The sequence below is a fragment of the Streptomyces sp. HUAS MS02 genome (genome assembly GCF_055702265.1).
Genome location: NZ_CM146747.1, coordinates 558,820 through 581,478, shown reverse-complemented (window position 1 = coordinate 581,478; position 22,659 = coordinate 558,820). Strand labels below are relative to the sequence as shown.

The 22,659-nt window shown below is 71.4% G+C and carries 21 protein-coding genes; 14 read left to right on the top strand and 7 right to left on the bottom strand.

The features are described from left to right. Window positions 1–4: 4 nt before the first annotated feature. A complete protein-coding gene (locus tag ACZ9QC_RS02575) occupies window positions 5–1,765 on the bottom strand; it encodes an ABC transporter ATP-binding protein (protein ID WP_472918596.1) in 1,761 nt (586 codons plus the stop codon). A gap of 373 nt (window positions 1,766–2,138) precedes the next feature. On the opposite strand from ACZ9QC_RS02575, the gene ACZ9QC_RS02570 reads away from it, so the two are divergent. From ACZ9QC_RS02570 to ACZ9QC_RS02560, 3 genes are all read left to right on the top strand, one after another. Next, the gene (locus ACZ9QC_RS02570; RefSeq protein ID WP_472918595.1) at window positions 2,139–3,227 is read left to right on the top strand and encodes an S-(hydroxymethyl)mycothiol dehydrogenase; all 1,089 of its coding nucleotides are present in this window, start codon (window positions 2,139–2,141) and stop codon (window positions 3,225–3,227) included. Then, a complete protein-coding gene (locus tag ACZ9QC_RS02565; RefSeq protein WP_472918594.1) occupies window positions 3,227–3,856 on the top strand; it encodes an MBL fold metallo-hydrolase in 630 nt (209 codons plus the stop codon). Before ACZ9QC_RS02570 ends, ACZ9QC_RS02565 begins: the two co-directional genes overlap by 1 nt. A gap of 249 nt (window positions 3,857–4,105) precedes the next feature. Continuing rightward, window positions 4,106–5,020, top strand: a complete 915-nt coding sequence (locus ACZ9QC_RS02560) for an SDR family oxidoreductase (RefSeq protein ID WP_472918593.1) — start codon at window positions 4,106–4,108, stop codon at window positions 5,018–5,020. Here the strand turns inward: ACZ9QC_RS02560 and ACZ9QC_RS02555 are convergent. Next, complete coding sequence (locus tag ACZ9QC_RS02555) at window positions 5,011–5,616, bottom strand: hypothetical protein (RefSeq protein ID WP_472918592.1); 606 nt, start codon at window positions 5,614–5,616, stop codon at window positions 5,011–5,013. The genes ACZ9QC_RS02560 and ACZ9QC_RS02555 overlap by 10 nt on opposite strands. A 168-nt stretch (window positions 5,617–5,784) precedes the next feature. Between ACZ9QC_RS02555 and ACZ9QC_RS02550 the strand changes: the two genes are divergently transcribed. Continuing rightward, the gene (locus tag ACZ9QC_RS02550; protein ID WP_472918591.1) at window positions 5,785–6,591 is read left to right on the top strand and encodes an SDR family NAD(P)-dependent oxidoreductase; all 807 of its coding nucleotides are present in this window, start codon (window positions 5,785–5,787) and stop codon (window positions 6,589–6,591) included. Between the two features lie 33 nt (window positions 6,592–6,624). Here ACZ9QC_RS02550 and ACZ9QC_RS02545 read toward each other — a convergent pair whose 3' ends face one another. Then, on the bottom strand, window positions 6,625–8,037 hold the full coding sequence (locus ACZ9QC_RS02545) for a pyridoxal phosphate-dependent decarboxylase family protein (RefSeq protein WP_472918590.1): 1,413 nt from the start codon (window positions 8,035–8,037) through the stop codon (window positions 6,625–6,627). Between the two features lie 309 nt (window positions 8,038–8,346). Here ACZ9QC_RS02545 and ACZ9QC_RS02540 point away from each other — a divergent pair, with 309 nt between their 5' ends. Genes ACZ9QC_RS02540 through ACZ9QC_RS02515 form a run of 6 tightly spaced genes read left to right on the top strand, consistent with a single transcriptional unit; the run spans window position 8,347 to window position 16,381 of the window. After that, the gene (locus ACZ9QC_RS02540; RefSeq protein ID WP_472918589.1) at window positions 8,347–8,937 is read left to right on the top strand and encodes an antibiotic biosynthesis monooxygenase; all 591 of its coding nucleotides are present in this window, start codon (window positions 8,347–8,349) and stop codon (window positions 8,935–8,937) included. 28 nt (window positions 8,938–8,965) lie between these two features. Next, complete coding sequence (gene pabB, locus ACZ9QC_RS02535) at window positions 8,966–11,119, top strand: aminodeoxychorismate synthase component I (RefSeq protein WP_472918588.1); 2,154 nt, start codon at window positions 8,966–8,968, stop codon at window positions 11,117–11,119. Continuing rightward, entirely contained in the window at window positions 11,116–12,756 is a 1,641-nt protein-coding gene (locus ACZ9QC_RS02530; RefSeq protein WP_472918587.1) for a benzoate-CoA ligase family protein, read from the top strand. Before pabB ends, ACZ9QC_RS02530 begins: the two co-directional genes overlap by 4 nt. A gap of 3 nt (window positions 12,757–12,759) precedes the next feature. After that, window positions 12,760–14,382 (top strand): class I adenylate-forming enzyme family protein, encoded by a 1,623-nt coding sequence (locus ACZ9QC_RS02525; protein ID WP_472918586.1) that lies wholly within the window; start codon window positions 12,760–12,762, stop codon window positions 14,380–14,382. Continuing rightward, complete coding sequence (locus ACZ9QC_RS02520; protein WP_472918585.1) at window positions 14,379–15,560, top strand: FAD-dependent monooxygenase; 1,182 nt, start codon at window positions 14,379–14,381, stop codon at window positions 15,558–15,560. The genes ACZ9QC_RS02525 and ACZ9QC_RS02520 overlap by 4 nt, the downstream gene beginning before the upstream one ends. 26 nt (window positions 15,561–15,586) lie before the next feature. Further along, complete coding sequence (locus tag ACZ9QC_RS02515; protein WP_472918584.1) at window positions 15,587–16,381, top strand: aminotransferase class IV; 795 nt, start codon at window positions 15,587–15,589, stop codon at window positions 16,379–16,381. A 149-nt stretch (window positions 16,382–16,530) separates the two neighbouring features. Here the strand turns inward: ACZ9QC_RS02515 and ACZ9QC_RS02510 are convergent, their stop codons facing one another. Next, a complete protein-coding gene (locus ACZ9QC_RS02510; protein WP_472918583.1) occupies window positions 16,531–17,016 on the bottom strand; it encodes a carboxymuconolactone decarboxylase family protein in 486 nt (161 codons plus the stop codon). Window positions 17,017–17,150: 134 nt separating this feature from the next. On the opposite strand from ACZ9QC_RS02510, the gene ACZ9QC_RS02505 reads away from it, so the two are divergent. Then, window positions 17,151–17,846, top strand: a complete 696-nt coding sequence (locus ACZ9QC_RS02505) for a L,D-transpeptidase family protein (RefSeq protein ID WP_472918582.1) — start codon at window positions 17,151–17,153, stop codon at window positions 17,844–17,846. 169 nt (window positions 17,847–18,015) lie between these two features. After that, window positions 18,016–18,198 (top strand): hypothetical protein, encoded by a 183-nt coding sequence (locus tag ACZ9QC_RS02500; RefSeq protein ID WP_020115084.1) that lies wholly within the window; start codon window positions 18,016–18,018, stop codon window positions 18,196–18,198. Window positions 18,199–18,311: 113 nt separating this feature from the next. Here ACZ9QC_RS02500 and ACZ9QC_RS02495 read toward each other — a convergent pair whose 3' ends face one another. The 3 genes from ACZ9QC_RS02495 to ACZ9QC_RS02485 all read right to left on the bottom strand — a co-directional run bounded on the left by ACZ9QC_RS02495 (window position 18,312) and on the right by ACZ9QC_RS02485 (window position 21,144). Next, window positions 18,312–19,688: a S1 family peptidase gene (locus ACZ9QC_RS02495; protein WP_472918581.1), complete on the bottom strand. Its 1,377-nt coding sequence runs from the start codon at window positions 19,686–19,688 to the stop codon at window positions 18,312–18,314. Between the two features lie 98 nt (window positions 19,689–19,786). Then, the gene (locus ACZ9QC_RS02490; protein WP_472918580.1) at window positions 19,787–20,308 is read right to left on the bottom strand and encodes a GNAT family N-acetyltransferase; all 522 of its coding nucleotides are present in this window, start codon (window positions 20,306–20,308) and stop codon (window positions 19,787–19,789) included. Next, window positions 20,308–21,144 carry an SAM-dependent methyltransferase gene (locus ACZ9QC_RS02485; protein WP_472918579.1) on the bottom strand — a complete coding sequence of 279 codons (837 nt, stop codon included), beginning with the start codon at window positions 21,142–21,144 and terminating at the stop codon, window positions 20,308–20,310. The genes ACZ9QC_RS02490 and ACZ9QC_RS02485 overlap by 1 nt, the downstream gene beginning before the upstream one ends. A 266-nt stretch (window positions 21,145–21,410) precedes the next feature. Between ACZ9QC_RS02485 and ACZ9QC_RS02480 the strand changes: the two genes are divergently transcribed. Both ACZ9QC_RS02480 and ACZ9QC_RS02475 read left to right on the top strand, forming a co-directional pair. Next, entirely contained in the window at window positions 21,411–22,046 is a 636-nt protein-coding gene (locus ACZ9QC_RS02480; protein ID WP_472918578.1) for an HAD family acid phosphatase, read from the top strand. A 95-nt stretch (window positions 22,047–22,141) separates the two neighbouring features. Continuing rightward, window positions 22,142–22,531, top strand: a complete 390-nt coding sequence (locus ACZ9QC_RS02475) for a PPOX class F420-dependent oxidoreductase (protein WP_472918577.1) — start codon at window positions 22,142–22,144, stop codon at window positions 22,529–22,531. The last annotated feature ends 128 nt before the right edge of the window (window positions 22,532–22,659 follow it).

Genomic DNA, 22,659 nt, shown 5'->3' with positions numbered 1-22,659 from the left:
CCGGCTAACCGGCCGTCGCGAGGAACTGCGTGGCCGCCAGCTCCGCGTACAGCGGGTCGGCGGCCACGAGTTCACGGTGGGTGCCGACCGCGCGGACCCGGCCCGCGTCCATGACCACGATCCGGTCGGCCATCGTCACCGTGGACAGCCGGTGGGCCACCACCAGCACCGTCGTCGTACGGGCCACGTCGGCGACCGTGTCCCGCAGCGCCGCCTCGTTCACCGCGTCCAGCTGGCTCGTCGCCTCGTCGAGCAGCAGCAGCCGGGGGCGGCGCAGCAGGGCCCGCGCGATGGCGACCCGCTGACGCTCACCGCCGGAGAGCTTGGTGCCCCGGTGCCCGACCAGGGTCTCCAGGCCCTGCGGGAGCCTGGCGACCAGCCCGTCCAGCCGGGTCGTCTTCAGCACCCGGCCGACATCGCCCTCGTCGGCCAGCGGGTTGCCCAGGAGCAGGTTGTCCCGCATCGTCCCCGACAGCACGGGCGCGTCCTGCTCGACGTACCCGATCGCGGACCGCAGCCGGGACAGTTCCCACGCGGCGACATCGCGGCCGTCGACCGTGATGAGACCCGCCTCGGGGTCGTAGAACCGCTCGATCAGCGAGAACACCGTCGTCTTGCCCGCGCCCGACGGGCCGACGAACGCCGTCATACCCCGCGCGGGGACCTCGAAGGTCACCCCGTGGTGGACGTACGGCAGGTCGTCGGCGTACCGGAAACGGACCTCGTCGAAGGCGAGCGCGGCGGGCTCCGCGTCGGGGGACGGCAGCGGAGCCGCCTCGCCGGCCGGTTCGGCGGGCAGCCGCAGCGCCTCCTGGATGCGGGCGAGCGCGGCGGCACCGGTCTGGTACTGCGTGATCGCGCCCACGACCTGCTGGATCGGCGACATCAGATAGAAGACGTACAGCAGGAACGCCACCAGCGTGCCCACGTCGATCGCGCCGGTCGCGACCCGCGCGCCGCCCACCGCCAGCACGGTGATGAAGGCGATCTGCATGGCGAGCCCGGCCGTGTTCCCGGCGGCCGCCGACCACTTGGCGGCCCGCACGCTCTGCCGCCACGACTCCTCGGCCGCCGCGTGGATCGTCTCCTCCTCGCGGTGCTCGGCACCGGACGCCTTCACCGTGCGCAGCGCGCCGAGGATCCGCTCCAGCGAGGCGCCCATCGCGCCGACCGCGTCCTGCGCGGCCCGGCTCGCCCGGTTGATGCGCGGCACGATCACCCCGAACACCACGCCCGCGCCCACGATCACGCCCAGCGTCACGACCAGCAGCACCGGGTCCACGAGACCCATCAGCACCACCGTCGCCACCAGGGTGAGTCCGCCGGTGCCGAGGCCCACCAGGGTGTCGGTGGTGACCTCGCGCAGCAGAGTGGTGTCGGAGGTGATCCGCGCCATCAGATCGCCCGGCTCGCTGCGGTCCACCGCGGTGATCCGCAGCCGCAGCAGATACGACGACAGGGCGCGCCGTGCGCCGAGCACCACCGACTCGGCGGTGCGCCGCAGCACGTACGAACCCACCGCGCCCACGGCCGCGTTGGTGACGACCAGCACGGACATGAGGACCAGCGCCCAGGTGATCGTCCGGTCGTGCGACAGGTCGTCGATCAGCTCCCGGGCCACCAACGGCAGGGCGAGGCCGGTGGCTCCGGTGACGAGGGACAGCACCGCGCCCAGCAGCAGGGTCCAACGATGGGGTCGTACATAGCCGAGCAGCAGCCGCCAGGTGGGTGGCTGCCGCTCGGCGGTGGTCTCAGGGGTGCTCACGAGGCTCCTCGGCAGGTCGGTCGGGGAGTGGGGACCGGGGCGCGGAGCTTCAGCCTACGTCGGGGGTGAGGAGCACCGGGAACGGCTTTCGACGGCCCGGCAGCGCCCTCCATGTACCGGCCTCGGCGAACATCGCCTCAGGCACCGGTGCGTCGAGGTACGGGTCCAGAGCCCGCTCACACCTCCGCGTACGGGGCCACCGGCGGCTTCCGTCTCGTACGACCGGGTGGGGATGGCCGGGCGCCCACAGGCGTCGCGGGCAGCCGTTTCCGGCCACGGCTCCGGCCGCACGGGAGGCCCTACTGGCTGGTCAGTCCGTAGGGTGACCATGGGCGGGCGACCGCCCTCTCAGGGATCGACGGAAAGGTTCACCATGGCGCAGGAAGTACGCGGCGTGATCGCACCGGGCAGGAACGAACCGGTGCGGATCGAGACGATCGTGGTGCCCGACCCGGGACCGGGGGAGGCCGTGGTGAAGGTGCAGGCGTGCGGGGTGTGCCACACCGATCTGCACTACAAGCAGGGGGGCATCAACGACGACTTCCCCTTCCTGCTCGGCCATGAGGCGGCCGGTGTGGTGGAGTCGGTGGGGGAGGGGGTCACGGATGTCGCGCCCGGTGATTTCGTCATCCTCAACTGGCGTGCGGTGTGCGGTAGTTGCCGGGCCTGTCGGCGCGGTCGCCCCTGGTACTGCTTCGCCACCCACAACGCGACGCAGAAGATGACCCTCGCCTCGACCGGACAGGAGCTGTCGCCCGCCCTCGGTATCGGAGCCTTCGCGGAGAAGACGCTCGTGGCCGCGGGCCAGTGCACCAAGGTCGACCCGGCCGCCGCTCCGGCGGTCGCCGGACTGCTGGGCTGCGGGGTGATGGCGGGCATCGGTGCCGCGATCAACACCGGGAACGTGGCGCGCGGGGACAGCGTCGCCGTCATCGGCTGCGGCGGCGTCGGGGACGCGGCCATCGCCGGGTCCCGGCTGGCCGGCGCCGAGAAGATCATCGCCGTCGACATCGACGACCGGAAGCTGACCACCGCCAAGAGCATCGGTGCCACCCACACGGTCAACTCCAAGGACACCGACCCCGTCGAGGCGATCCGCGAGCTGACCGGTGGTTTCGGCGCCGACGTCGTCATCGAGGCGGTCGGCCGCCCGGAGACCTACAAGCAGGCCTTCTACGCCCGTGACCTGGCCGGCACGGTCGTCCTCGTCGGCGTGCCGACTCCGGAGATGAAGCTCGAACTGCCCCTCCTGGACGTCTTCGGCCGCGGCGGCGCCCTGAAGTCCTCCTGGTACGGCGACTGCCTGCCCGACCGCGACTTCCCCATGCTGATCAACCTCTACCTCCAGGGCCGCCTGGATCTGGAGGCGTTCGTCACGGAGACCATCGGGCTCGACGACGTGGAGAAGGCCTTCGAGCGGATGCACGGCGGCGACGTCCTGCGATCGGTGGTGACGCTCTGATGGCCGCCCGTATCGAACACCTCGTCACCTCGGGCCAGTTCAGCCTCGACGGCGGCACCTGGGACGTCGACAACAACGTCTGGCTCGTCGGCGACGACCACGAGGTGATCGTCATCGACGCCGCCCACGACGCCGACGCGATCGCCGAGGCCGTGGGCGACCGTCGGCTGAAGGCCATCGTCTGCACCCACGCGCACAACGACCACATCGACGCCGCCCCCGCCCTCGCCGAGCGCACCGGCGCGCCGATCTGGCTCCACCCCGACGACCTGCCGCTGTGGAAGCAGACCCACCCGGACCGGCTGCCCGACCACTGGCTGGCCGACGGACAGGTCATCGAGGCCGCCGGCGCCGACCTGACCGTCCTGCACACCCCCGGCCACGCCCCGGGCGCCGTCTGCCTCTACGACCCCGGCCTCGGGACGGTCTTCACCGGCGACACCCTCTTCTCCGGCGGCCCGGGCGCCACCGGCCGTTCCTACTCCCACTTCCCGACGATCATCGACTCGATCCGCGACCGCCTCCTCGCCCTCCCGCCCGACACGGTCGTGCGCACGGGCCACGGCGACACGACGACGATCGGCGCGGAGGCCCCGCATCTGCAGGAGTGGATCAACCGGGGCCACTGATTCGGAGGAGTCCCGCACCCGCGCCCCGAAAGGGGCGCGGGGCTGTATCGAACATGCGGTTCCGCCGCGTGGGCGCGACAAGCCACGACGAACCCGCGGCCGCCCGAACACCCCCATCGACCGAGCTACTGGGCGCCCCACAGAAAACCCGACAGAAGATGTCCGGCTTCCACGACACCCTCGTGTCGACGACGCCGGACCACCCCCGGCGTCGGCCAAGCTGTCATCCGTACGCAATGGAGGTCGCAGATGTCGAAGCCGCTGGACGGCAGGGTCGCACTGGTCGCGGGAGCCACCCGCGGAGCGGGCCGGGGGATCGCCGTGGAACTGGGGGTGGCCGGAGCGACGGTCTATGTGACAGGGCGCTCCACACGGGAGCGGCGCTCCGAGTACGACCGCCCGGAGACCCTGGAGGACACCGCCGACCTGGTCACCGAGGCGGGCGGCCACGGCATCGCCGTACCCACCGACCATCTCGAACCGGCGCAGGTCCGCTCCCTCGTCGACCGGATCACCGAGGAACAGGGCCGGCTGGACGTCCTCGTCAACGACGTCTGGGGCGGCGAGAAGCTCTTCGAATGGGAGAGTCCGGTCTGGGAGCACGATCTCGACAACGGGCTGCGGCTGCTGCGTCTCGGCGTCGAGACCCATGCCATCACCAGCCACTTCGCCCTGCCGCTGCTGCTGCGCAACCCCGGCGGCCTGGTCGTGGAGATGACCGACGGCACGGCCGAGTACAACGGGGCCAACTACCGCGCCACCTTCTTCTACGACCTCGCCAAGTCCTCCGTCCTGCGCATGGCGTTCGCCCTCGGCCATGAGCTGGGGCCCCGCGGCGCCACCGCCGTGGCCCTCACCCCCGGCTGGCTCCGCTCGGAGATGATGCTCGACACGTACGGGGTCACCGAGGAGAACTGGCGGGACGCCCTCGAACGCGTCCCCCACTTCGCCATCTCCGAGACCCCCCGCTTCGTCGGCCGGGCCGTCGCCGCCCTCGCCGCCGACCCGGAGGTCGCCCGCTTCAACGGGCAGTCCCTCTCCAGCGGTTCCCTCGCCCGGACCTACGGCTTCACCGACCTCGACGGCAGCCGGCCGGACGCCTGGCGCTACGTCGTCGAGGTGCAGGACGCGGGCAAGCCGGCGGACACCACCGGCTACCGCTGACCGCCGTCACCGGCGCCCGGCCGGCCGCCGTCACCCTGGTTCAGTCGGACACCTTCGCCGTAGTGGGGTGGCGGGGACGGCAGCTGCCAGTGCGCCGCGTGGCCGGGCGGGAGCGCCAGGTCCTCGCGCACGGCGACGTAGTAGGCCTCCCGCCCGGCGCGCTGCCGCTCCAGCAGTACCTGCCAGGCCGCCGGGTCACGGGTCCCGGCACGCAGGAACTCCTCCATCCTCATCACCGTGACGACCCAGGCACGGGCCTTCTCCACCACCTCGGGGCTGCCGAGGAGCAGCAGGGCCTCGCCGGAGGGGTCCCGGGCGACCGTCGCCTCCGCCATGAGGGGCGCGGCCTCCTCCGGTGACAGGGGATGGGGATGGGGGTCGTTGCCGAGATGGGAGGCGACCCGGTAGGTCAGGGTGATGGACTGCTTCAGGGCCCGTGCCCAGTCGGCGTACACCGAGAGCCGTCGCTCCTCCCAACGGGTCTCCCGCTCGCGCCGGAACCGCACCTGCTCGCCCCGCACCACCACGAGGTACGAGCCGAGCGCGCCGATCACCACGCCGAGCAGGGCGGGGAGTTGCTGGATGAAAGTCGACATGATCAGACCGTATCCGGGACGAAGATCGCGGGGCATCCGTCCCGGTGACGTGACGCGTGACGCGTGATGCGTGATGCGTGACGCGTGCTGCGTGCTGCGTCACCGGGACGGGCGGAGGGCGGCGTGACGGGCGGCTGCCGGCGGTCGGCGCGGAGTACGTTCTGCCGTATGCATGCGACGGGACGCTTCGAGGGATACGGGGTTCTCATCACGGGCGCGGCGCGCGGGATCGGCGCGGCGACGGCCCGGCGGCTGGCCGAGGAGGGGGCACGGGTACTCGTCACGGACGTCGACCCGGCCGCGGCCGAGCGCACCGTGACCGATCTGCGGCAGCGGGGGCTGGCCGCGGAGGCGCACCGGTGCGACGTCGGGGACCGGGAGTCCGTCGAGGCGGCGGTCGCGCACGCGGTGGCCGTCCTCGGTTCGCTCGACGTCCTGGTGAACAACGCCTTCGGCTGCACGCCGGACGTGCCGCTGTTCGAGGACACCCCGGACGAGACCTGGGCCCGCGACCTCGACCTCACCCTGACCGGGGCGTTCCGGTGCTCCCGTGCCGCCCTGCCGCACCTGGTGGCCTCGGGGCGCGGTGCCATCGTCAACATCGGCTCCGTGAACGGCCTCCAGGACTTCGGCAACCACGCCTACAGCGCCGCGAAGGCCGGCCTCGGCTCCCTGACCCGTACCCTCGCGGGCGACGCCGCGCCCCGTGGCGTCCGCGTCAACCTGGTGGCCCCCGGCACGGTCCGCACCCCCGGCTGGGCGGGCCGCGAGGCTCACTTGGACGACCTGGCCGAGATCTATCCCCTGGGCCGTGTCGGCGAGCCGGCCGACATCGCGGCGGCCGTGGCCTTCCTCGCCTCCCGGGACGCGGCCTGGATCACCGGCACCACCTTGCGCGTCGACGGTGGTCTGCTGGCCGTCAACACCGCGTTCGCCCGGGCGGCGCGAGCCTGGCGGGACGAGGAGCGGGCGTAGGGCCCTCCGGGGTCACGGACCCGGCGGCAGCGGTCACAACCCGGTGGTCGCGTCCACCGTCTCCGTCGCCGCCATCACCGCTGCGAGAACGCGTTCGGTGTCCGCCGCCGTCGTACGCCAGTTGCTGAACGCGGCCCGCAGCGCGTGCGTCCCGCCGAGGACGGTCGGGGTCACGAAGGCCTCGCCGGAGACGGCGATCGCGTGGGCCAGGGCCTGGACCCGTTCCCGGGTGGGCCGTTCGGCGAGGGTGAAGCAGACGACGTTCAGCCGGACGGGGGCCACCAGGGTCAACCCCGGTACCTGGGCCAGCCGTTCACCGAGGGCACGCGCGAGCCCCACGTTGCGCTCGACGATCTCGCGGTGCCCCGCCCGGCCGTACGCCACGAGCGAGAACCAGGCGGGGAGGGCGCGCAGCCGGCGGGAGTTCTCCGGTGTGAGGTGCAGGAAGTCGGGGTCGCCGGTGGGCAGGCCGAGGTACGGGGAGTCGTTGCGGAAGACGCGCACCTGGAGGTCCTGGCGGCGGGTGAACTGAACGGCGGCGTCGTAGGGCACGTTCAGCCACTTGTGCAGGTCCACGCAGATCGAGTCGGCGCCGTCGAGGCCGTCGACGAGATGCGCGTACGACGGCGACAGCGCGGCGAAGCCGCCGAACGCGGCGTCCACGTGGAGCCAGAAGTCATGGCGTTCCCTGAGCGCGGCGACGGCCCGCAGGTCGTCGAAGTCGACCGAGTTGACGGTCCCGGCGTTGGCCACCACGATCGCCGGCCGCCCCTCCAGTGCCTCCAGGGCGGCGGCGAGGGCCTCCACGTCCACGGCCTCGCGGCCCCCGGGCAGCAGGGGGACGGTACGCAGCCGGTCGCGGCCGAGGCCGAGCACGGAGAGCGCCTTGGCGACGCTGGAGTGCGGGCTGCCGGAGAGCACGTCGATGGGGCCGAGGGCGGCGACGCCCTGCCGGGACACGTCCACGCCCAGCCGCTCGCCGAGCCACTCGCGGGCGACGGCGAGCCCCACGGTGTTGGAGACGGTCGCGCCGGTCACGAAGGCACCGCCGTACTCCGCGCCCAGCCCGAACAACTCCCGCAGCCACCCCAGGGTCTGCCGTTCCAGGGCGCTCGCGGAGGAGTCTTGGCCGCCCGAGACGTTCTGGTCGTAGGCACCGGTCAGCCAGTCCCCGGCGAGGGCGGCAGGAGTGGCCCCGCCGGTGACGAAGCCGAGGTACCGGGGCCCGGCCGATCCGGAGAATCCACCGGCCCAGCGCTCGGCGAACTCCGTCAGGGCCCCCGACGCGCCGACGCCCTCGACGGGCAGCGGTACGGTCCCGGGCGGTCCGTCGAGCCGGGCGACGGGCCGGTCCGCGAGGCCGGCCACCTCCCCGGCGGCGAAGTCACGGGCGTCCTGCAGCAGTTCGTGAAGCCGGGAGAGATCGTCGGCGAGTACGGGGTCCATGATCGGCAGCGTAGGGCGGGGAGCTGCGCGCGGTCCCGGTCCACTTGCGAGGAACTGGCCCTGTCGGCGAGCGGAGACGTGACCGGTCCTTCCCCTTCCGGTAATTCCCCGGGGGCTGTCGGCGAATGATGCGCCTATTCCCGCTAATCGGGCAAGCGCTTCCGGGAATTTGCTGAAGTTACTCCGGCGTACCCCGCGACAGAAGCCGTCAAGGCATGTGAAAGACCGTCATAGGCGTACGATCCAGGCACTGTCGAAAAACTTCGTTGAGGCTTGAACGGCGCCCGTGTTCTTCGCGTATTCGACGGAGTGAGCAGGAATCCCGTCACCGTCACCGTCGCGTACCAGGTGGTGCCGGGGCGCGAGGCCGACTTCCACTCCTGGGGGTGGGCCGCGCTGCGTACGAGTGCACAGCAGCCGGGTTTTCTGGGGGGTGGCGTACTTGTCGACGGAGAGGCTGATTGGCATGTGGTCTACCGCTTCGACAGCGAGGACTCGGCCCGGACCTGGGAGAATTCCGTGGTCTGGGCACAGCTGTCGGCCCGCGCCGACCCACTGGCGCAGGAGACGGGTCGGCGGAGCATCGTGGGTTCCAGGGCCTGGTTCGACTCCCAGACCGCGCGGGCCCCGACGCCGGCCGGCCCGCCGGGGCCACCCCCGAAATGGAAACTCTGGTTGGTGAATTCCGGTGCGGTCTTCCCGCCCGTGTTCTTGTTCAACCAGGCAATACTTCCCTATCTCAACGACCTGAATCCGCTTTTCCGTACACTTCTGCTGTGTCTGACCGTGGCAGCCATCGTCACCTGGATTCTCATGCCGAGACTCCAGAGATTCCTGAAGAAATGGCTGTATCCGCCGTTACAGGCGTTGCGCGGTAGGCACAAACGACGGACCGCCTAGGTCCGAGAACGAAGAGGGGGGTGGGCGGGTGAAGACCCTGCTCATCGACAATTACGACTCGTACACGTACAACCTGTTCCAGCTGATCGCCGAGGTCAACGGCGAGGAGCCGGTGGTCGTGCTCAACGACGCCTCGGCCGACGACATTCCGGCGTTGGGGGAATTCGACAACGTGGTGGTGTCGCCGGGACCCGGGCACCCCGCACGACCGCGTGACTTCGGTATCGCCGCCAGGGTGATCGCCGAGGCCGAGATTCCCGTCCTCGGCGTCTGCCTGGGACACCAGGGCATCGCGGTGGGGGAGAGCGCCGATGTCGAGCCCGCGCCGTGGCCCCGCCACGGGCACCTGTCCACCGTCCGGCACAACGGCCGCGACCTGTTCCGGGGCCTGCCGCAGAACTTCACGGTCGTCCGCTACCACTCGTTGTCCGTGCGCGAGCCGCTGCCGCCGGCCCTGGAGGCGACCGCCTGGTCCGAGGACGGCGTCCTCATGGGGCTGCGGCACCGCGAACGGCCGCTGTGGGGCGTCCAGTTCCACCCCGAGTCGATCCTCACCGACCACGGCCACCGGCTCATGGTGAACTTCCGCAACCTCACGGCGGAACGGGCGGGCAGCCCCCGTACCAAGAACACGGCGGTCGCCCCCGTCCCCGGCACCCACCCCACCGTGCCCGGTCCTCTCGCCGGCGCCATCCCCCGCCCCCGGCGGGCCCCCGGTCCCGCCTACCGGCTGCACACCCGTCGCATCGCCGGCGCCGTCGACGCCGAGGCCGCCTTCACCCGGATGTACGCCGACGCGCGGCACGCCTTCTGGCTGGACAGCTCCCGCGTCGAGCCGGACCTGTCGCGGTTCTCGTTCTTCGGTGACGGAAGCGGCCCCCTCGCCGAGGTCGTCCGCTACGACGTCGACAGCGGCCTGTGCGAGATCGAACGCGAGGGCCGGCCCACCCGCCGGGTCCGGGCGAGCGTCTTCGACTACCTCAAGCGGCAGTTGGCCGGCCGCAAGGTCGACGCGACGGGCCTGCCCTTCGACTTCACCGGCGGCTACGTCGGCTACTTCGGCTACGAACTCAAGGCCGACACCGGCTCCGTGAACCGGCACAAGGCCCAGACGCCCGACGCGGCCTGGCTGTTCGCGGACCGGCTGATCGCCGTGGACCACCTGGAGGGCCACACCTACGCGGTCTGCCTCTCCGAGGACACGCCGGCGGCCTGCCGCGAGGCCGGCGACTGGCTCGACACCGCGCTGGCCCAGCTGACCTTCGTCGGCTCGGACGCCACGGTCCCCCTGAAGGCGGCCACCGCGCCCTACCCGCGCGCCGCCGAACCCTGGCTGGTCCGCGACCGCGCCACCTACCTCGCCGACATCGACGCCTGCAAGGCGGAGCTGCACGCGGGCACCAGCTACGAGGTCTGTCTGACCAACGCGGCCCGGTTACCCGCTCCCTACGACCCGTACGACTTCTACCGGGTGCTGCGCCGGATCAACCCCGCCCCGTACGCCTCCTACCTGAGGTTCGGCCACCTCGACATCGCGGGCTCGTCCCCCGAGCGCTTCCTGCGGATCACCCGCGACGGCGTCGCCGAGGCCAAGCCCATCAAGGGCACCGCGCCCCGGGGCACCAGTCCGGAGGAGGACGACCAACTCCGCGACGAACTGGCCGCCGACGCCAAGACCCGCGCCGAGAACCTGATGATCGTCGACCTGCTCCGCAACGACCTCGGCCGCGTCTCGCGGACCGGCTCCGTGAAGGTCACCCGTCTCATGGCCACCGAGACCTACGCCACCGTGCATCAACTCGTCTCCACGGTGGAGGGCAGACTGCGCGAGGGCACCGACGCCGTGGACTGCGTCCGGGCCTGCTTCCCCGGTGGCTCGATGACCGGGGCGCCCAAGCTGCGCACCCTGGAGATCATCGACGCGCTGGAGACCGAGGCGCGCGGCGTGTACTCGGGAGCCCTCGGCTACCTCGGGTGCAGCGGCGGCGCGGACCTGAGCATCGTCATCCGTACCGCCGTGTTCCAGGGCGGCCGTATGCACCTGGGCGCGGGCGGAGCGATCGTCCTCGACTCCGATCCCGCCGCCGAGTACGACGAGATGCTGCTGAAGACAGCGGCACTGATGCGGGCCCACCGGGAGCACGCCTCCGCCCCGGCCGTCACCGAGGAGCCGACGCGATGACGATCACCACGACCTCCCGGCCCACCCGGCGGGCCGCCGACGCAGGTGCCCCCGGCAACCTGGCGGCCCATCTCGCCGCCCTCGTCGAGCGACGGGGCTGGACCGACCGGCCGGCCTTCCACCAGGGCCACCGGGCCTGGTCCCACGGCGAGATCCACGATCTCGCGGCCCGCACCGCCACCGTCCTCGCCGACCACGGCGTCCGCCCCGGCGACCGCGTCCTGCTCGCCCTCCCGGACTCCGTCACCTGGGTCACCACCTTCCTCGGCCTGGCCCGCCTGGGCGCGGTCGCGGTCCTGGTCAACCCCGAACTCACCCCGCCCGAACTCCAGTTCATGGCAGAGGACACGAAGGCGGTCCTGTGGGTGACGGGCCCGGGGCTGGAGCGTCACCTTCCGGCCCGTGTCACCGTGCCCCGCCAGGGGCGCGGGGCTGTGACACATGCCGCTCCGCCGCGTGGGCGCGACCAGCCACGCACGATCCGCCCGGTGGAGACGGCGGCAGCGGCCCCACGCCTCGGTTCCGACCAACTGTCGGCTCTGAGCACCACGGCCACGCCCAGGGAAACGGCCCACCCCGTCGACGCCCACACCCCCCTGTACATCCAGTACACCTCCGGAACCACCGGTCACCCCAAGGGCGTCGTCCACGTCCACGGCGACCCCAAGACGTACCACGACCTCATCGGCCGACGGCTCCTGCGCATCACCCCCGACGACGTCACCCTCTCCGTCTCCCGGCTGTACTTCGCCTACGGCTTCGGCAACGCCCTGGTCTTCCCGCTCTTCTCGGGCTCCTCCGCAGTCCTCGTCGACCGCCGTCCCACCCCCGCGGCGGTCGACGAACTCGTCGCCCGGCACCGTGTGACGCTGCTGTACTCGGTGCCCTCGGCGTACGCCGCCCTCGTCACCGACCGGGCGGACGGCCACCAGGACTGCTTCGCCTCGGTGCGCGTCGCGGTGTCGGCCGGCGAGGGCATGCCCGCCGGACTCGGCACGCGGGTCACCGAACTGCTCGGCGCCCCCGTCCTCGAACAGATCGGCTCCACCGAGGCCGGCCACGCCTTCTGCGCCAACAGCTTCGACCACAACCACCCCGGTACGGTCGGCCGGCCCGTCCCCGGCTTCGAGGTCGAACTCCGCGACCGCGCCGGCAAGCCGGTGCCGGACGGCGAGACGGGCGAACTCTGGGTGCGCGGACCGACGGTGACACCCGGCTACCTGAACCGGCCCGAGGAGACCGCCCGCACCCTCGTCGGCGGCTGGCTGGCCACCCGGGACCGGGCCGTCCGCGAACCCGACGGCACCTACCGCCACCTCGGCCGCGCCGACGACATGGAGATGGTCGGCGGCATCACCGTCTCCCCGCTGGAGGTGGAGGCGCTGCTGCGCACCCACCCCGGCGTCCGCGACGTCGCCGTCGCCGCCGTCACCGACGAGCGCGGCGCCAGCAGACTACGGGCCTTCGTCATCCCCGTCCCGCCCATCGGGGTGGGCCTGGAGGCCGAACTGATCTGCATGGCCCGCGACACATTCGCCGCCTTCAAGGTCCCCCGCAGCGTCAGCTTCGTGCCCACGCTGCCCCGCACCGCGACCGGCAAGCTCCGCCGCCACCTCGTCCGCCAAGGAGCGTGGTGAGCCATGGCCGACACCCTCGTCCCCGTAGAAAGGTCCGCCGCCATGCGAGACCGGCTCCCCATCGACCGGCAACCCGTCCTCGCCGGCCGCGGGTTCTACCTGGGCTCGATGTTCAGAGAGGCCGCCGACCGCCACGGTCCGGTCTTCGTCACGCTGGACCGGCCCCTCGGCGTCAACCCCGACATCGGGACCGACCTCACCTACACCGTCCTCGCCGACCTCGTCGACGAACTCTCCGGGCGCCTGTGGGAAGCGGGCGTACGCCCCTCCGAGGAGGTGGTGGTCCACAAGACCGACAACGTCGACATCGTGCTGCTGACCTGCGCGGTCTCCCGGATCGGCGCCGTCCCCGTCCTGCTCTCGCCCGGCCTCGCCGGCCCGGTGGTCGGACAGCTCCTCGAACGCCTGCACAAGCCCTGGCTGATCACCGACCGGGCCAAGCTCGAAGGCCCCCTGAAGGACGTCGGCCTCACCGGCCTGGTCCGCCGCACCCTCGGCGTCGACGACGCCCCGGGCGCCGAACCGCTGCAGAAGTACCAGGGCGCGCCGACCCCGGCCGCGGTCCGCCTGCACCACCGGGACGCCTCCCTCATCACCCACAGCTCCGGCACCACCGGACTGCCCAAGCTGGCCGTGCACTGCCCGAACACCATGTGGAACCGGCTCGTTCCGCAGAAGGCGATGGGCTGGCCCACCCGGGGCGAGACCGCCGCCCTGCACATGTCGTTCGTGCACTCGCGCTTCTACCACCTGCTCGGCGTCCTGCTGCACTTCGGCAGCCCGCTGCTCCTGATCGTCGACCCGGAACCGTCGAACGTCGGCCCGCTGCTGGCCCGCCACCGCCCCGGCATCGTCGAGACCCACCCCAACACCTTCGTGCTGTGGGAGGAGCTGGCCGACGCACCCGGTGCCCCGCTGTCCCGCGTCCGCTCCTACGGCTCCACCTTCGACGCGATCCACCCGCGGACCGTGCAGCGGCTCCTGGACGCCTCGCGGCGCCGCTCGCCCTGGCTCATCCAGCTGTACGGACAGAGCGAGACGGGCCCGGTCGCCTTCCAGTGGTTCACCCGCCGCAGCGCCGCCCGCGCCGACGGCCGCCGGGTCGGCATCGGCATCCCCGGCTTCACCCGCGTCCGCGTGGCCGACGACGCCGGGCGGCGGGTCGCCCCCGGCACCGCCGGCCGGATCGAGGCCCGCACCCGCGGCCGTATCCTCACCTACCTGGGCGCCCGGGACCGCTATCTGCGCCAACTCGACAGCGGCTGGTGGCAGATGGGCGACATGGGCTACCAGAGCCGCTGGGGCGCCCTCTACCTCATCGACCGCGAGATCGACCAGATCGACTCCGTGCACAGCAACCTGGAGGTCGAGGACACCCTGATGTCCCGCCTGGAGGAGCTGCGCGAGGTCGTCATCGTCCCCGGCGCCGACCGCGAACCCGTACCCGTGGTCTGCGTACGCGGCGAACGGCCCCTGGACCTGCGACGCTGGCACGAGGCCACGGCCGATCTGCCCGCCATGGCGGAGCCGAGGCAGTGGCGCTTCGACGAACTGCCGATGACCTCCACCTGGAAGGTCAAGCGCGTCGAGATCACCCGCATGCTCGCCGAGAGCGCCCGCGCATGACGACCCCCGCCCTCGTCGTGGGCGCCGGGCCCGTGGGGCTGGCCGCCGCCCTCGCCCTGCGCGCCCACGACCTCCCCGTCACCCTGCTGGAAGCCGACCCCGAGGGCCGTGAACGCCCCGGCAGCCGCGCCCTGTTCGTGCACCGCGAGACCCTGCACCTGCTGGAGGAGATCCGTCCGGGGCTCGCCGCCGCGATCGCCGGGTACGGGCGGACCTGGCACACCAGGCGCACCCTGTACCGGGGCCGCGAGGTCTACGCCCGCACCTTCCCGCCGACCACCGGCACCCCGCCCTTCACCAGCCTCCGCCAGGTCGACACCGAGCGCTTCCTGCTCACCGCCTGCCGGGAGGCCGGCGTGGAGTTCGTGTGGGACGCCCGGATCACCGCCGTACGGACCGACCCGGACGGGGTGACCCTCACCGGCGAGGACGGCCGGACCTGGAGGGGCACCTACGCGGTCGCCGCCGACGGCGCCCGCTCGGCGGTACGCCGCGAACTGGGCATCCCGCTGGAGGGCACCCACGGCGAGGGCTTCCACGTCGTGGTGGACCTCGCGGACATCCCCGGCGCCGCACTGCCCCTGGAGCGGGTCTTCCACTACGAGCACCCGGCGCTCGGCGGCCGCAGTGTCATGCGGGTGCCGTTCACCGGCGGCTTCCAGCTCGACCTCCAGTGCCGCGACGACGACGCGACAGAGGACTTCGGCACCCGGCAGGCCGTATGCCGCTGGTTGCCCGACGTCGTCGGCGACGGCTACGGCGAGCGGATCCTGTGGGTGTCCACCTACCGCTTCCTGCGCAAGGTCGCCGTCGACTTCACCGACCCGCACCGCCGGGTGCTGCTGACCGGCGAGGCCGCGCACCTCTTCCCGCCGTTCGGGGCGCGCGGCATGAACAGCGGTATCGCGGACGCGGTCGCCGCGGCCCGTGCGATCGCGGAGGGCACCCCCGAGGCGGTCGACTCCTTCGCCGGGATCCGCCGTGCGGCGGGCCTGTTCAACAGCGCCGCCGCCGGCACGGCCCTGGACCATCTGCGGCCCCGGCGCCGTATCGTCCGTGTCAAGCAGCGGGCGGCGGCCGCCCTCGCCCCGATGGTGCCGCGCTGCGGAGCCTGGCTGGAGCACGCGCCGTACGGCCCCCGGCACGGCGCCCCGGCCGTCGCGGGCCGCAAGTACTGAACCGGAGAGACCCACAGGAGCACTGAGTGACACAACCCGCCGTCGTGGAAGGTCTGCTGACCTGGTCACCCGAACACGGCCTTGTCCCCGGCCAGGCACAGGGCGGACGCCTCCTCGTGGCGGACTCGTGGCTGCTGCGCGACGGACGGGTGCGCGGCTTCGACCGGCACCGCGAACGCTTCACGCGGTCCTGCGGCGAGTGCGGCGCGCCGCCCCTGACGCAGGTCGTCGACTTCTGGCAGGACATGACCCGTGCCCTGCCGCGTACGGGGGAGTGGTTCCCCCGTGTGGAACTCGCGGCGGGATCCCTGGAGTTGAGGGTGCTGCTGCGGCACGCCCCGCCGCTCACGGCCGAGATCCGGGTGTGGGCGGCCGGTCAGCCCGACCCGCGCACCGTGCCCCGCCGCAAGGGGCCCGACCTGGACGCCCTGGCCCGGGTGCGCAGACGGGCGGCCGGTGCCGAGGCCGACGAGGCGGTACTGATCGCGCCCTCCGGTCTGGTGCTGGAGGCCGCCAACTCCAGCCTGCTGTGGTGGGAGGAGGACACCCTCTGCCTCCCGCCGCCCCGGCTGCCGCTCCTCGCCGGTGTCACCACGGCCCTCGTCCTGGAACACGCCGCCCGTACCGGAGTACGGGTCGCCCACCGCGAGCGTTCGCTGGCCGAGCTGGACGGCCGTGAGGTGTGGCTCGTCAACGCCCTCCACGGCATCCGCCCGGTCGTCGCCTGGACCGGACGACCGATGACCCCCGGCCGGGCGGTCCGCGCCCCCGAATGGCGCCGCTGGCTGGACGGGCTCATGCAGCCGCTGCCCGACCACTGAATTCAACAGCGATGTACGTGCGCGCAGAAGCGCCGGGGCGAAGAGGAATTCGGCCCGGCGCTGAAGGTCGTTCGCGGTATTTCGATGATTCGATGGATTGATGAATTGTCTGGAATTTCCCGGGATTCCGGAATCCCGGGCCTGCGGTGCTACTTCTGGGCGGGCTGGTAGGCCCCCGGGACCATCCGTGTCGCGATGGCGATCCGGTTGTACGCGTTGATCACGGTCGCCGCCCAGATCAGCGCCGCGATCTGTTCGTCGTCGAACACCTCGGCGGCCTCGGCGTAGACGTCGTCGGGCACGTGCCCGTCGTGGACCAGCGTCACCGCCTCCGTCAACGCCAGGGCGGCGCGCTCGCGGGCGGAGAAGAAGGGGGTCTCGCGCCAGGCGCCGAGCGCGTAGATCCGCTGCTCGGTCTCGCCCTGCGCGCGGGCGTCCTTGGTGTGCATGTCCAGGCAGAAGGCGCAGCCGTTGATCTGCGAGGCGCGAATTCGGATCAGTTCGAGGATCTCGGGCTCGACCTTCGCGTCGCGGGCCGCGGAAACGGCGGCACCGTGCAGGGAGCCCATCGCCCCGGAGACATCGGGGGTAATTCTCTTCAACGCCACGCGAGTTATGGATTCGCTGTTGCTCATGGGGGTAACTGTATATCCGAATTCCCGGCTGTGTAACTGTTTCGTCTCAGCGTGGGCTCTCCCACAACCGTCGCAGCCGGTGGCCTGTCTAGGCAGGCAGGACCTAGAAACCACGCGAAAGGGAAAGGCCCGCCATGGGGGACATAGGCAGAAGAGGCGCCGTCGCACTCACGATCACCGGACTGCTCACACCGCTCACGCTCGCGCTCGGCACCGGGCCCGCGCAGGCGGCGAGTTGTACGACGTCGACGGGGCCGTACCAGAAGCAGGTCGAGAAGTTCCTCGGCCGGACGGTCGACGGCAAGCAGTCCGCCGGCGACTGCAAGGCGATCAAGGCTTTCCAGGCCAAGCACGGCATCACCCCGACCATCGGGTACGCGGGATCCGTCACCTGGGGCGTGATGGACCTCATGAACAAGCAGAAGGCCGTGGGCAAGAACCCCAACAAGGCCGGCAAGTGCCCCACCAACAAGGGCCGTATCGCCTGTGTGAACCTCACCCTCCAGCTCAGCTGGATCCAGGACGGCGGCAAGCTCGTCTACGGCCCCGTCCCGGTCCGCACCGGCCGTGACGGCTACGAGACCCGCACCGGCCTGAAGAAGATCTACTGGCGCAACATCGACCACGTCTCGTCGATCTACCACGTGCCCATGCCCTACGCCCAGTTCTTCGACGGCGGCCAGGCCTTCCACTCCGTGGGCGTCAGCATGTGGAACCCGCCCGGCTCCCACGGGTGCACCAACATGACGAAGACCGACGCCAAGAAGTACTGGTCGCTGCTGAAGAAGGGCGACGACGTCTACGTGTACGGCCGCAAGCCGGGCACCTGACGGACGGCCGGGAGCCCGGCAGGGTGCAGCGGGCCGCGACCCGGGCGTTCACGTCATTCAGGTGCTCGTGCTCGGGGCGGTGGAGCCGTAAACGCAGAGTGATCAGCTTCACGGTCCGTAATGTCGGAAGTGGCGCCTTTACTCACATCGGCTTCACGTTCGAGGACATATGGTTTACACCATGTCCACTACCCCTGATGTCGTCCTGGAAAGAGCGGAAGTACCGGCGCGAACGGCCGCCGAGGTCAACGAGGAGATCCGGGCGCTCTGGTTCCGGAGCGGTGGGACGTTGAACAGGGAGCAGCGGAGCGAGTACGAACGTCTGGTTCTCGAGTGGGCCGCCGCTTCGTAGGTCGTCGGCCGGCGGGCCGGTGGGGGCTGATCGCGCGCTTCCCCGCGGCCCTTGTGAGCGCGCCCCTCGAAGGGGCGCGCTCGACTCGTTTCCAGCCCCGCCTCCGAGCGTTTCTAGCTCCAGCTCTGTGAGTACTGGCGCCGGTACGCCTGGCGGTCCTGTTCCGTGCGGATGAAGCGGGTGGCCGCCAGGGCGACCATGCTGCCGGCGATGACCAGCAGGCCGGGGCCGACGTTGCGGGGGTCGACGAGACGGTCGATGAGGTCGGAGGCGGCCTCGATGGACTCGACGGACTCCACGGCACCCGGTTCGGCGGAGCCCGGCGCGGCGGCACCCTGGGCGTCCTCCTCGGAACCGTCGCCCGCCGCTGTCGGCCGGACGGCGGACTGCGGCAGACCGTTCAGCTGGACACCGAGATCGTCGAGGGCGTCGGACAGCGGCTGGAAGAACGTCGTACCGCCCTCCTCGCAGTCGCCGTTGCCGCCCGAGGTCACCCCGAGCGCCACGCCCTCCGAGAAGAGCGGGCCCCCGCTGTCGCCCGGCTCGGCACAGACCGTGGTCTCGATGAGACCGGTGACCGTGCCCTCGGGGTAGTTGACCGTGGCGTCGAGACCGGTCACCTCGCCGTTGCGGAAGCCGCTGGTGCTGCCGCTGCGGAAGACCCGCTGCCCGACCGCCGCGTCACCGACGGAGGTGATGCGCACACCGCGGCCGTCGCCGACGGAGACGACGTTGGTCTTGTTGCTCGGCGCGTCCTGGAGGTACTGGACGAGCGAGTAGTCGGCGCCGGGGAAGTTGGTCTCGGTCGTCCGGCCGATCTCCTGGCGGCCCTGGTCGTCCGAGAACCAGACGGAACCCGCGGGCCCGCAGTGCCCGGCGGTCAGCATGAAGTCGTTCTCGCCGTCGGTCACGTTGAAGCCGATCGAGCAGCGGCCACCGGTGCCGAAGATCGGCTGCGCGCCGTTGAGCCGCATCGTGTACGCGCCCTCGGTGCGTTCCATCCGTACGGAACCGCCGATCTCCTTGGCGAGGTCGGTCAGGCTCGACCAGTCCTTCTTGGAGACGGTGCTGTCGGCGCGGACCACCACCTCGTTGGAGGCGGGGTCGATCGCCCAGGAGGTGCCCGGCACCCGGGGCGCCGAGCGCAGTGCCTCCGTGGCGGACTTCAGGTCCTCGCCGCTGTACTCGACCATCTTCGGGCGGGCGCCCGCCCGCTTGACCTCGGCGGCGGCCTTCTCGTCGGTGACGGCGACGACCGGACTGCCGTCCTCGGCGATCCAGGTGCCTGCCGTCCGTTCGGTGCCGAGTTCGCTCAGCAGGCCGTTCCCGGTGCCGGACGCGGCCAGCACCGCGCTGGGGGTCGCGGGCGGGGTGACGGCGGGTTCGGTCGCCATCGCCGCCTGCGTGACCATCAGGGCTCCGCAGATCACTCCACCCGCGGCTGTCAGCCGCGCCACCCGCTTCACGACTCGTCGTCGTGCGTGCCTCATCGCCTGGCTCCCGAACCCCGTCCGACACGGTGTCAACACCGCCAGGGCGTCCGGTCCTTGAGCGCCCTCCTTTCATACGTGCGATGACCGGCACATGTTCACCAGTCCGCGTCGACGTATCCCAACGTCCGGTTCATGGCGATCGCACGGCTGTTGGCGGGGTGATGGACCGTACGGACGGTGCTCACCCCGCACATCCCGGCGAACCCGATGCCGAAGGTCTTCATGGCCACCGAGACGCCCCGGCCGCGATGGCCGGCCCGCACGCCGGTCATCTCGTTGAACACGAATCCGGAGTCTCGCCGGTCCGAGGTGGCCGCCATGCCGATCCACCGGTCGCCGTCGAGGGCCAGCACGACGCCGCGCGGGTCGTAGGAGGGCACCTCGAAGCGGAGCCGGTGGTACTCGTCGTAGGCGAAGAAGGCGCCGCGCTCGGGGATGTCGGCCGAGCACTCCTTGTTGAGGTCGTACAACGCCCGTCGGTTCTCCGGGGTGTCGCCGAGTTCGGAGAGCGTCGTCAGCCGGATGCCTGAGGTCCGGCACTTGTCGACGTACGGCTGGAAACGTGCCAGGTCGAAGCCGGTGACGTCCAGTTGGAGCCGGACCAGGTGCGTCGTCATCAGCGCTTGCCTCCCACGCCGCAGTACATGGCCACTTCCTCCGGTTCGCCGGTGTCCTCGTCGGTGGGCTCCGGGCGCCAGCGCGAGCAGGAGACGACGCCCGGTTCGAGGAGGTCGAGGCCGTCGAAGAAGCGGGCCACCGTCTCGGGGGTGCGCTGGGTCAGCCGCGGGGTGCCGTGCGCGTTCCACCAGGCCGCCGCGATGTCCACGTCGGGCCACCGCGGGTCGGTGACGGTGTGCGAGAGCATCAGATGGCTGCCGGAGGGCAGCGCGGCCATGAGGCGGCGCACGATGCCCTGCGGGTCCTCCTCGTCGGCCACGAAGGCCATCACGTCGAGCAGCATCAGCGCGACCGGCCGGCTCAGGTCCAGGGTCCGCGCGGCGTGTTCGAGGATCGAGTCGACGTTGCGCACGTCCTCGTCGACATGGTCCGTACGGCCCTCGGGCGCGCTCGTCAGCAGGGCCCGCGCGTGCACCAGGACCAGCGGGTCGTTGTCGACGTAGACGATCCGCGCGTCCGGGAGGACGCGCTGGGCGACCTCGTGGGTGTTCTCCGCGGTCGGCAGCCCGGCACCGATGTCCAGGAACTGGCGGATCCCCAGATCGGCGGCCAGATGGCGCACCGCCCGGCGCAGGAACCGCCGGTCCGCCCGGGCGTAGTCGTGGATGCTCGGATGCAGTCGGCGGATCTCGTCCCCGGCCTTGCGGTCGACCTCGTAGTAGTCCCTGCCGCCGAGCCAGTAGTTCCAGATCCGCGCCGCGCTCGGCCGCGTGGTGACGATGCGACGGTTCAGCGACGAGGACGGGAAGTCCGAGGCTGCCGGGTTGTCCGTCACGGCATCAACTCCTGGATCTTCTGTGAAAGAGCGCTCGTTCAACGGGCAATGTAGACCGGCGGGTTGGTGTTTGCCGAGTGTTCTGCGATCTTCACAGTCCGCGGTCGGACCCACGGGCCTTGTCCCGTCGAAGAACGTTCGTCGCGACCTCTCTACTAATCAGTAACTCTTGGGTAGTCTCCCGGCCACTGATGGACATGACCATGACGACTGCGGCGAGGGATCCGACCACCTCGCCGCTTTGACATGACAAGAAGGGGACGAACATGACAGCAAGCGGTGTGGGACGCCGCGTCACCACGGTCGCCACGGTGGCCGTCCTGGGCCTGGGCGCCTCGATGACCGCCGCCGGGCCGGCCGCCGCGGCGCCGGTCACGGCCGCGGTCGGCGCGGCCGCGGCCGCCGAAGTGGACTACGCGACCTGGCAGAAGGACGTGAAGACCGTCATCGACACGGCCACGCCCTACATCCAGCAGCGCACCGCGAACTCCTCGGGGCAGAAGCTCGCCATCGTCTTCGACATCGACAACACGACGCTGGAGACGCACTACACGCCCTGGTACCAGCTGCCGACCCCGGCCCTGAAGCCCTCCCTGGCGCTGGCCAAGTACGCCAAGTCCCGTGGGGTGGACGTCTTCTTCGTCACCGCCCGCCCCGGCATCATCGAGTCCCTCACCGAGTGGAACCTGAAGAACGTCGGCTACCCGGTCGACGGACTCTATGTGCGCGACCTGCCCGATCTCTTCTCCGAGGTCTCCGCCTACAAGACCGCCTCGCGCGCGGACATCGAGTCCGACGGCTACACGATCATCGCCAACGTCGGCAACAACACCACCGACCTCGTCGGCGGCCACGCCGAGCGCACGTACAAGCTGCCCGACTACGACGGCCTGCTGGACTGACGCCGCCGCACCGTCCGTTCCTGGGAGTACGGCCGCCATGGTTTCCGCCGGCGGCCGTGCGCCCGGGCCCGTCACAGGGGTCCTAGACTCCCGTCATGGCCGACGACACCACGCTCGACGCGCTCGGCGCGGGCAAGTACCTGCTGGTCACCACCTACCGCAAGAACGGCACCACCGTGCCGACTCCGGTGTGGGTGGTACGGGACGGCGACGCCCTCGGAGTCTGGACCGTCGCCGACTCCTGGAAGGTCAAGCGCATCCGCAACCGCGCCGACGTCCTGGTCGGCCCCTGCGACGTGCGCGGCAACCCCACAGGCGACTCCGTCCCCGCCCGCGCCGAGATCCTGGACGCGGCCGGCTCCGCCGCCTATCGGGGGCTGATCGCCCGCAAGTACGGGATCTTCGGCCGGCTCACCCTCCTCGGCAGCCGACTGCGCCGGGGCGCCGAGGGCACGATCGGCATCCGGATCACCCTCACGACGTGATCCTCACGCAGTGACTATGACGTGCCGTGGCCCGCGTGCCCGGTCCGCCACGCACACGCCGCGATCTCGACCCGGTTCCGGGCCGCGAGCTTGAGCTGGACAACCGGCGGGCCCAGATCGTCACCGAG

Excerpts from the sequence above, each read along its gene's own strand:
- ACZ9QC_RS02570 (WP_472918595.1), top strand. The coding sequence starts at position 2,139 with ATGGCGCAGGAAGTACGCGGCGTGATCGCACCGGGCAGGAACGAACCG.
- ACZ9QC_RS02565 (WP_472918594.1), top strand. The coding sequence starts at position 3,227 with ATGGCCGCCCGTATCGAACACCTCGTCACCTCGGGCCAGTTCAGCCTC.
- ACZ9QC_RS02560 (WP_472918593.1), top strand. The coding sequence starts at position 4,106 with ATGTCGAAGCCGCTGGACGGCAGGGTCGCACTGGTCGCGGGAGCCACC.
- ACZ9QC_RS02555 (WP_472918592.1), bottom strand. The coding sequence starts at position 5,616 with ATGTCGACTTTCATCCAGCAACTCCCCGCCCTGCTCGGCGTGGTGATC.
- ACZ9QC_RS02550 (WP_472918591.1), top strand. The coding sequence starts at position 5,785 with ATGCATGCGACGGGACGCTTCGAGGGATACGGGGTTCTCATCACGGGC.
- ACZ9QC_RS02545 (WP_472918590.1), bottom strand. The coding sequence starts at position 8,037 with ATGGACCCCGTACTCGCCGACGATCTCTCCCGGCTTCACGAACTGCTG.
- ACZ9QC_RS02530 (WP_472918587.1), top strand. The coding sequence starts at position 11,116 with ATGACGATCACCACGACCTCCCGGCCCACCCGGCGGGCCGCCGACGCA.
- ACZ9QC_RS02525 (WP_472918586.1), top strand. The coding sequence starts at position 12,760 with ATGGCCGACACCCTCGTCCCCGTAGAAAGGTCCGCCGCCATGCGAGAC.
- ACZ9QC_RS02520 (WP_472918585.1), top strand. The coding sequence starts at position 14,379 with ATGACGACCCCCGCCCTCGTCGTGGGCGCCGGGCCCGTGGGGCTGGCC.
- ACZ9QC_RS02510 (WP_472918583.1), bottom strand. The coding sequence starts at position 17,016 with ATGAGCAACAGCGAATCCATAACTCGCGTGGCGTTGAAGAGAATTACC.
- ACZ9QC_RS02505 (WP_472918582.1), top strand. The coding sequence starts at position 17,151 with ATGGGGGACATAGGCAGAAGAGGCGCCGTCGCACTCACGATCACCGGA.
- ACZ9QC_RS02500 (WP_020115084.1), top strand. The coding sequence starts at position 18,016 with ATGGTTTACACCATGTCCACTACCCCTGATGTCGTCCTGGAAAGAGCG.
- ACZ9QC_RS02495 (WP_472918581.1), bottom strand. The coding sequence starts at position 19,688 with ATGAGGCACGCACGACGACGAGTCGTGAAGCGGGTGGCGCGGCTGACA.
- ACZ9QC_RS02490 (WP_472918580.1), bottom strand. The coding sequence starts at position 20,308 with ATGACGACGCACCTGGTCCGGCTCCAACTGGACGTCACCGGCTTCGAC.
- ACZ9QC_RS02480 (WP_472918578.1), top strand. The coding sequence starts at position 21,411 with ATGACAGCAAGCGGTGTGGGACGCCGCGTCACCACGGTCGCCACGGTG.
- ACZ9QC_RS02475 (WP_472918577.1), top strand. The coding sequence starts at position 22,142 with ATGGCCGACGACACCACGCTCGACGCGCTCGGCGCGGGCAAGTACCTG.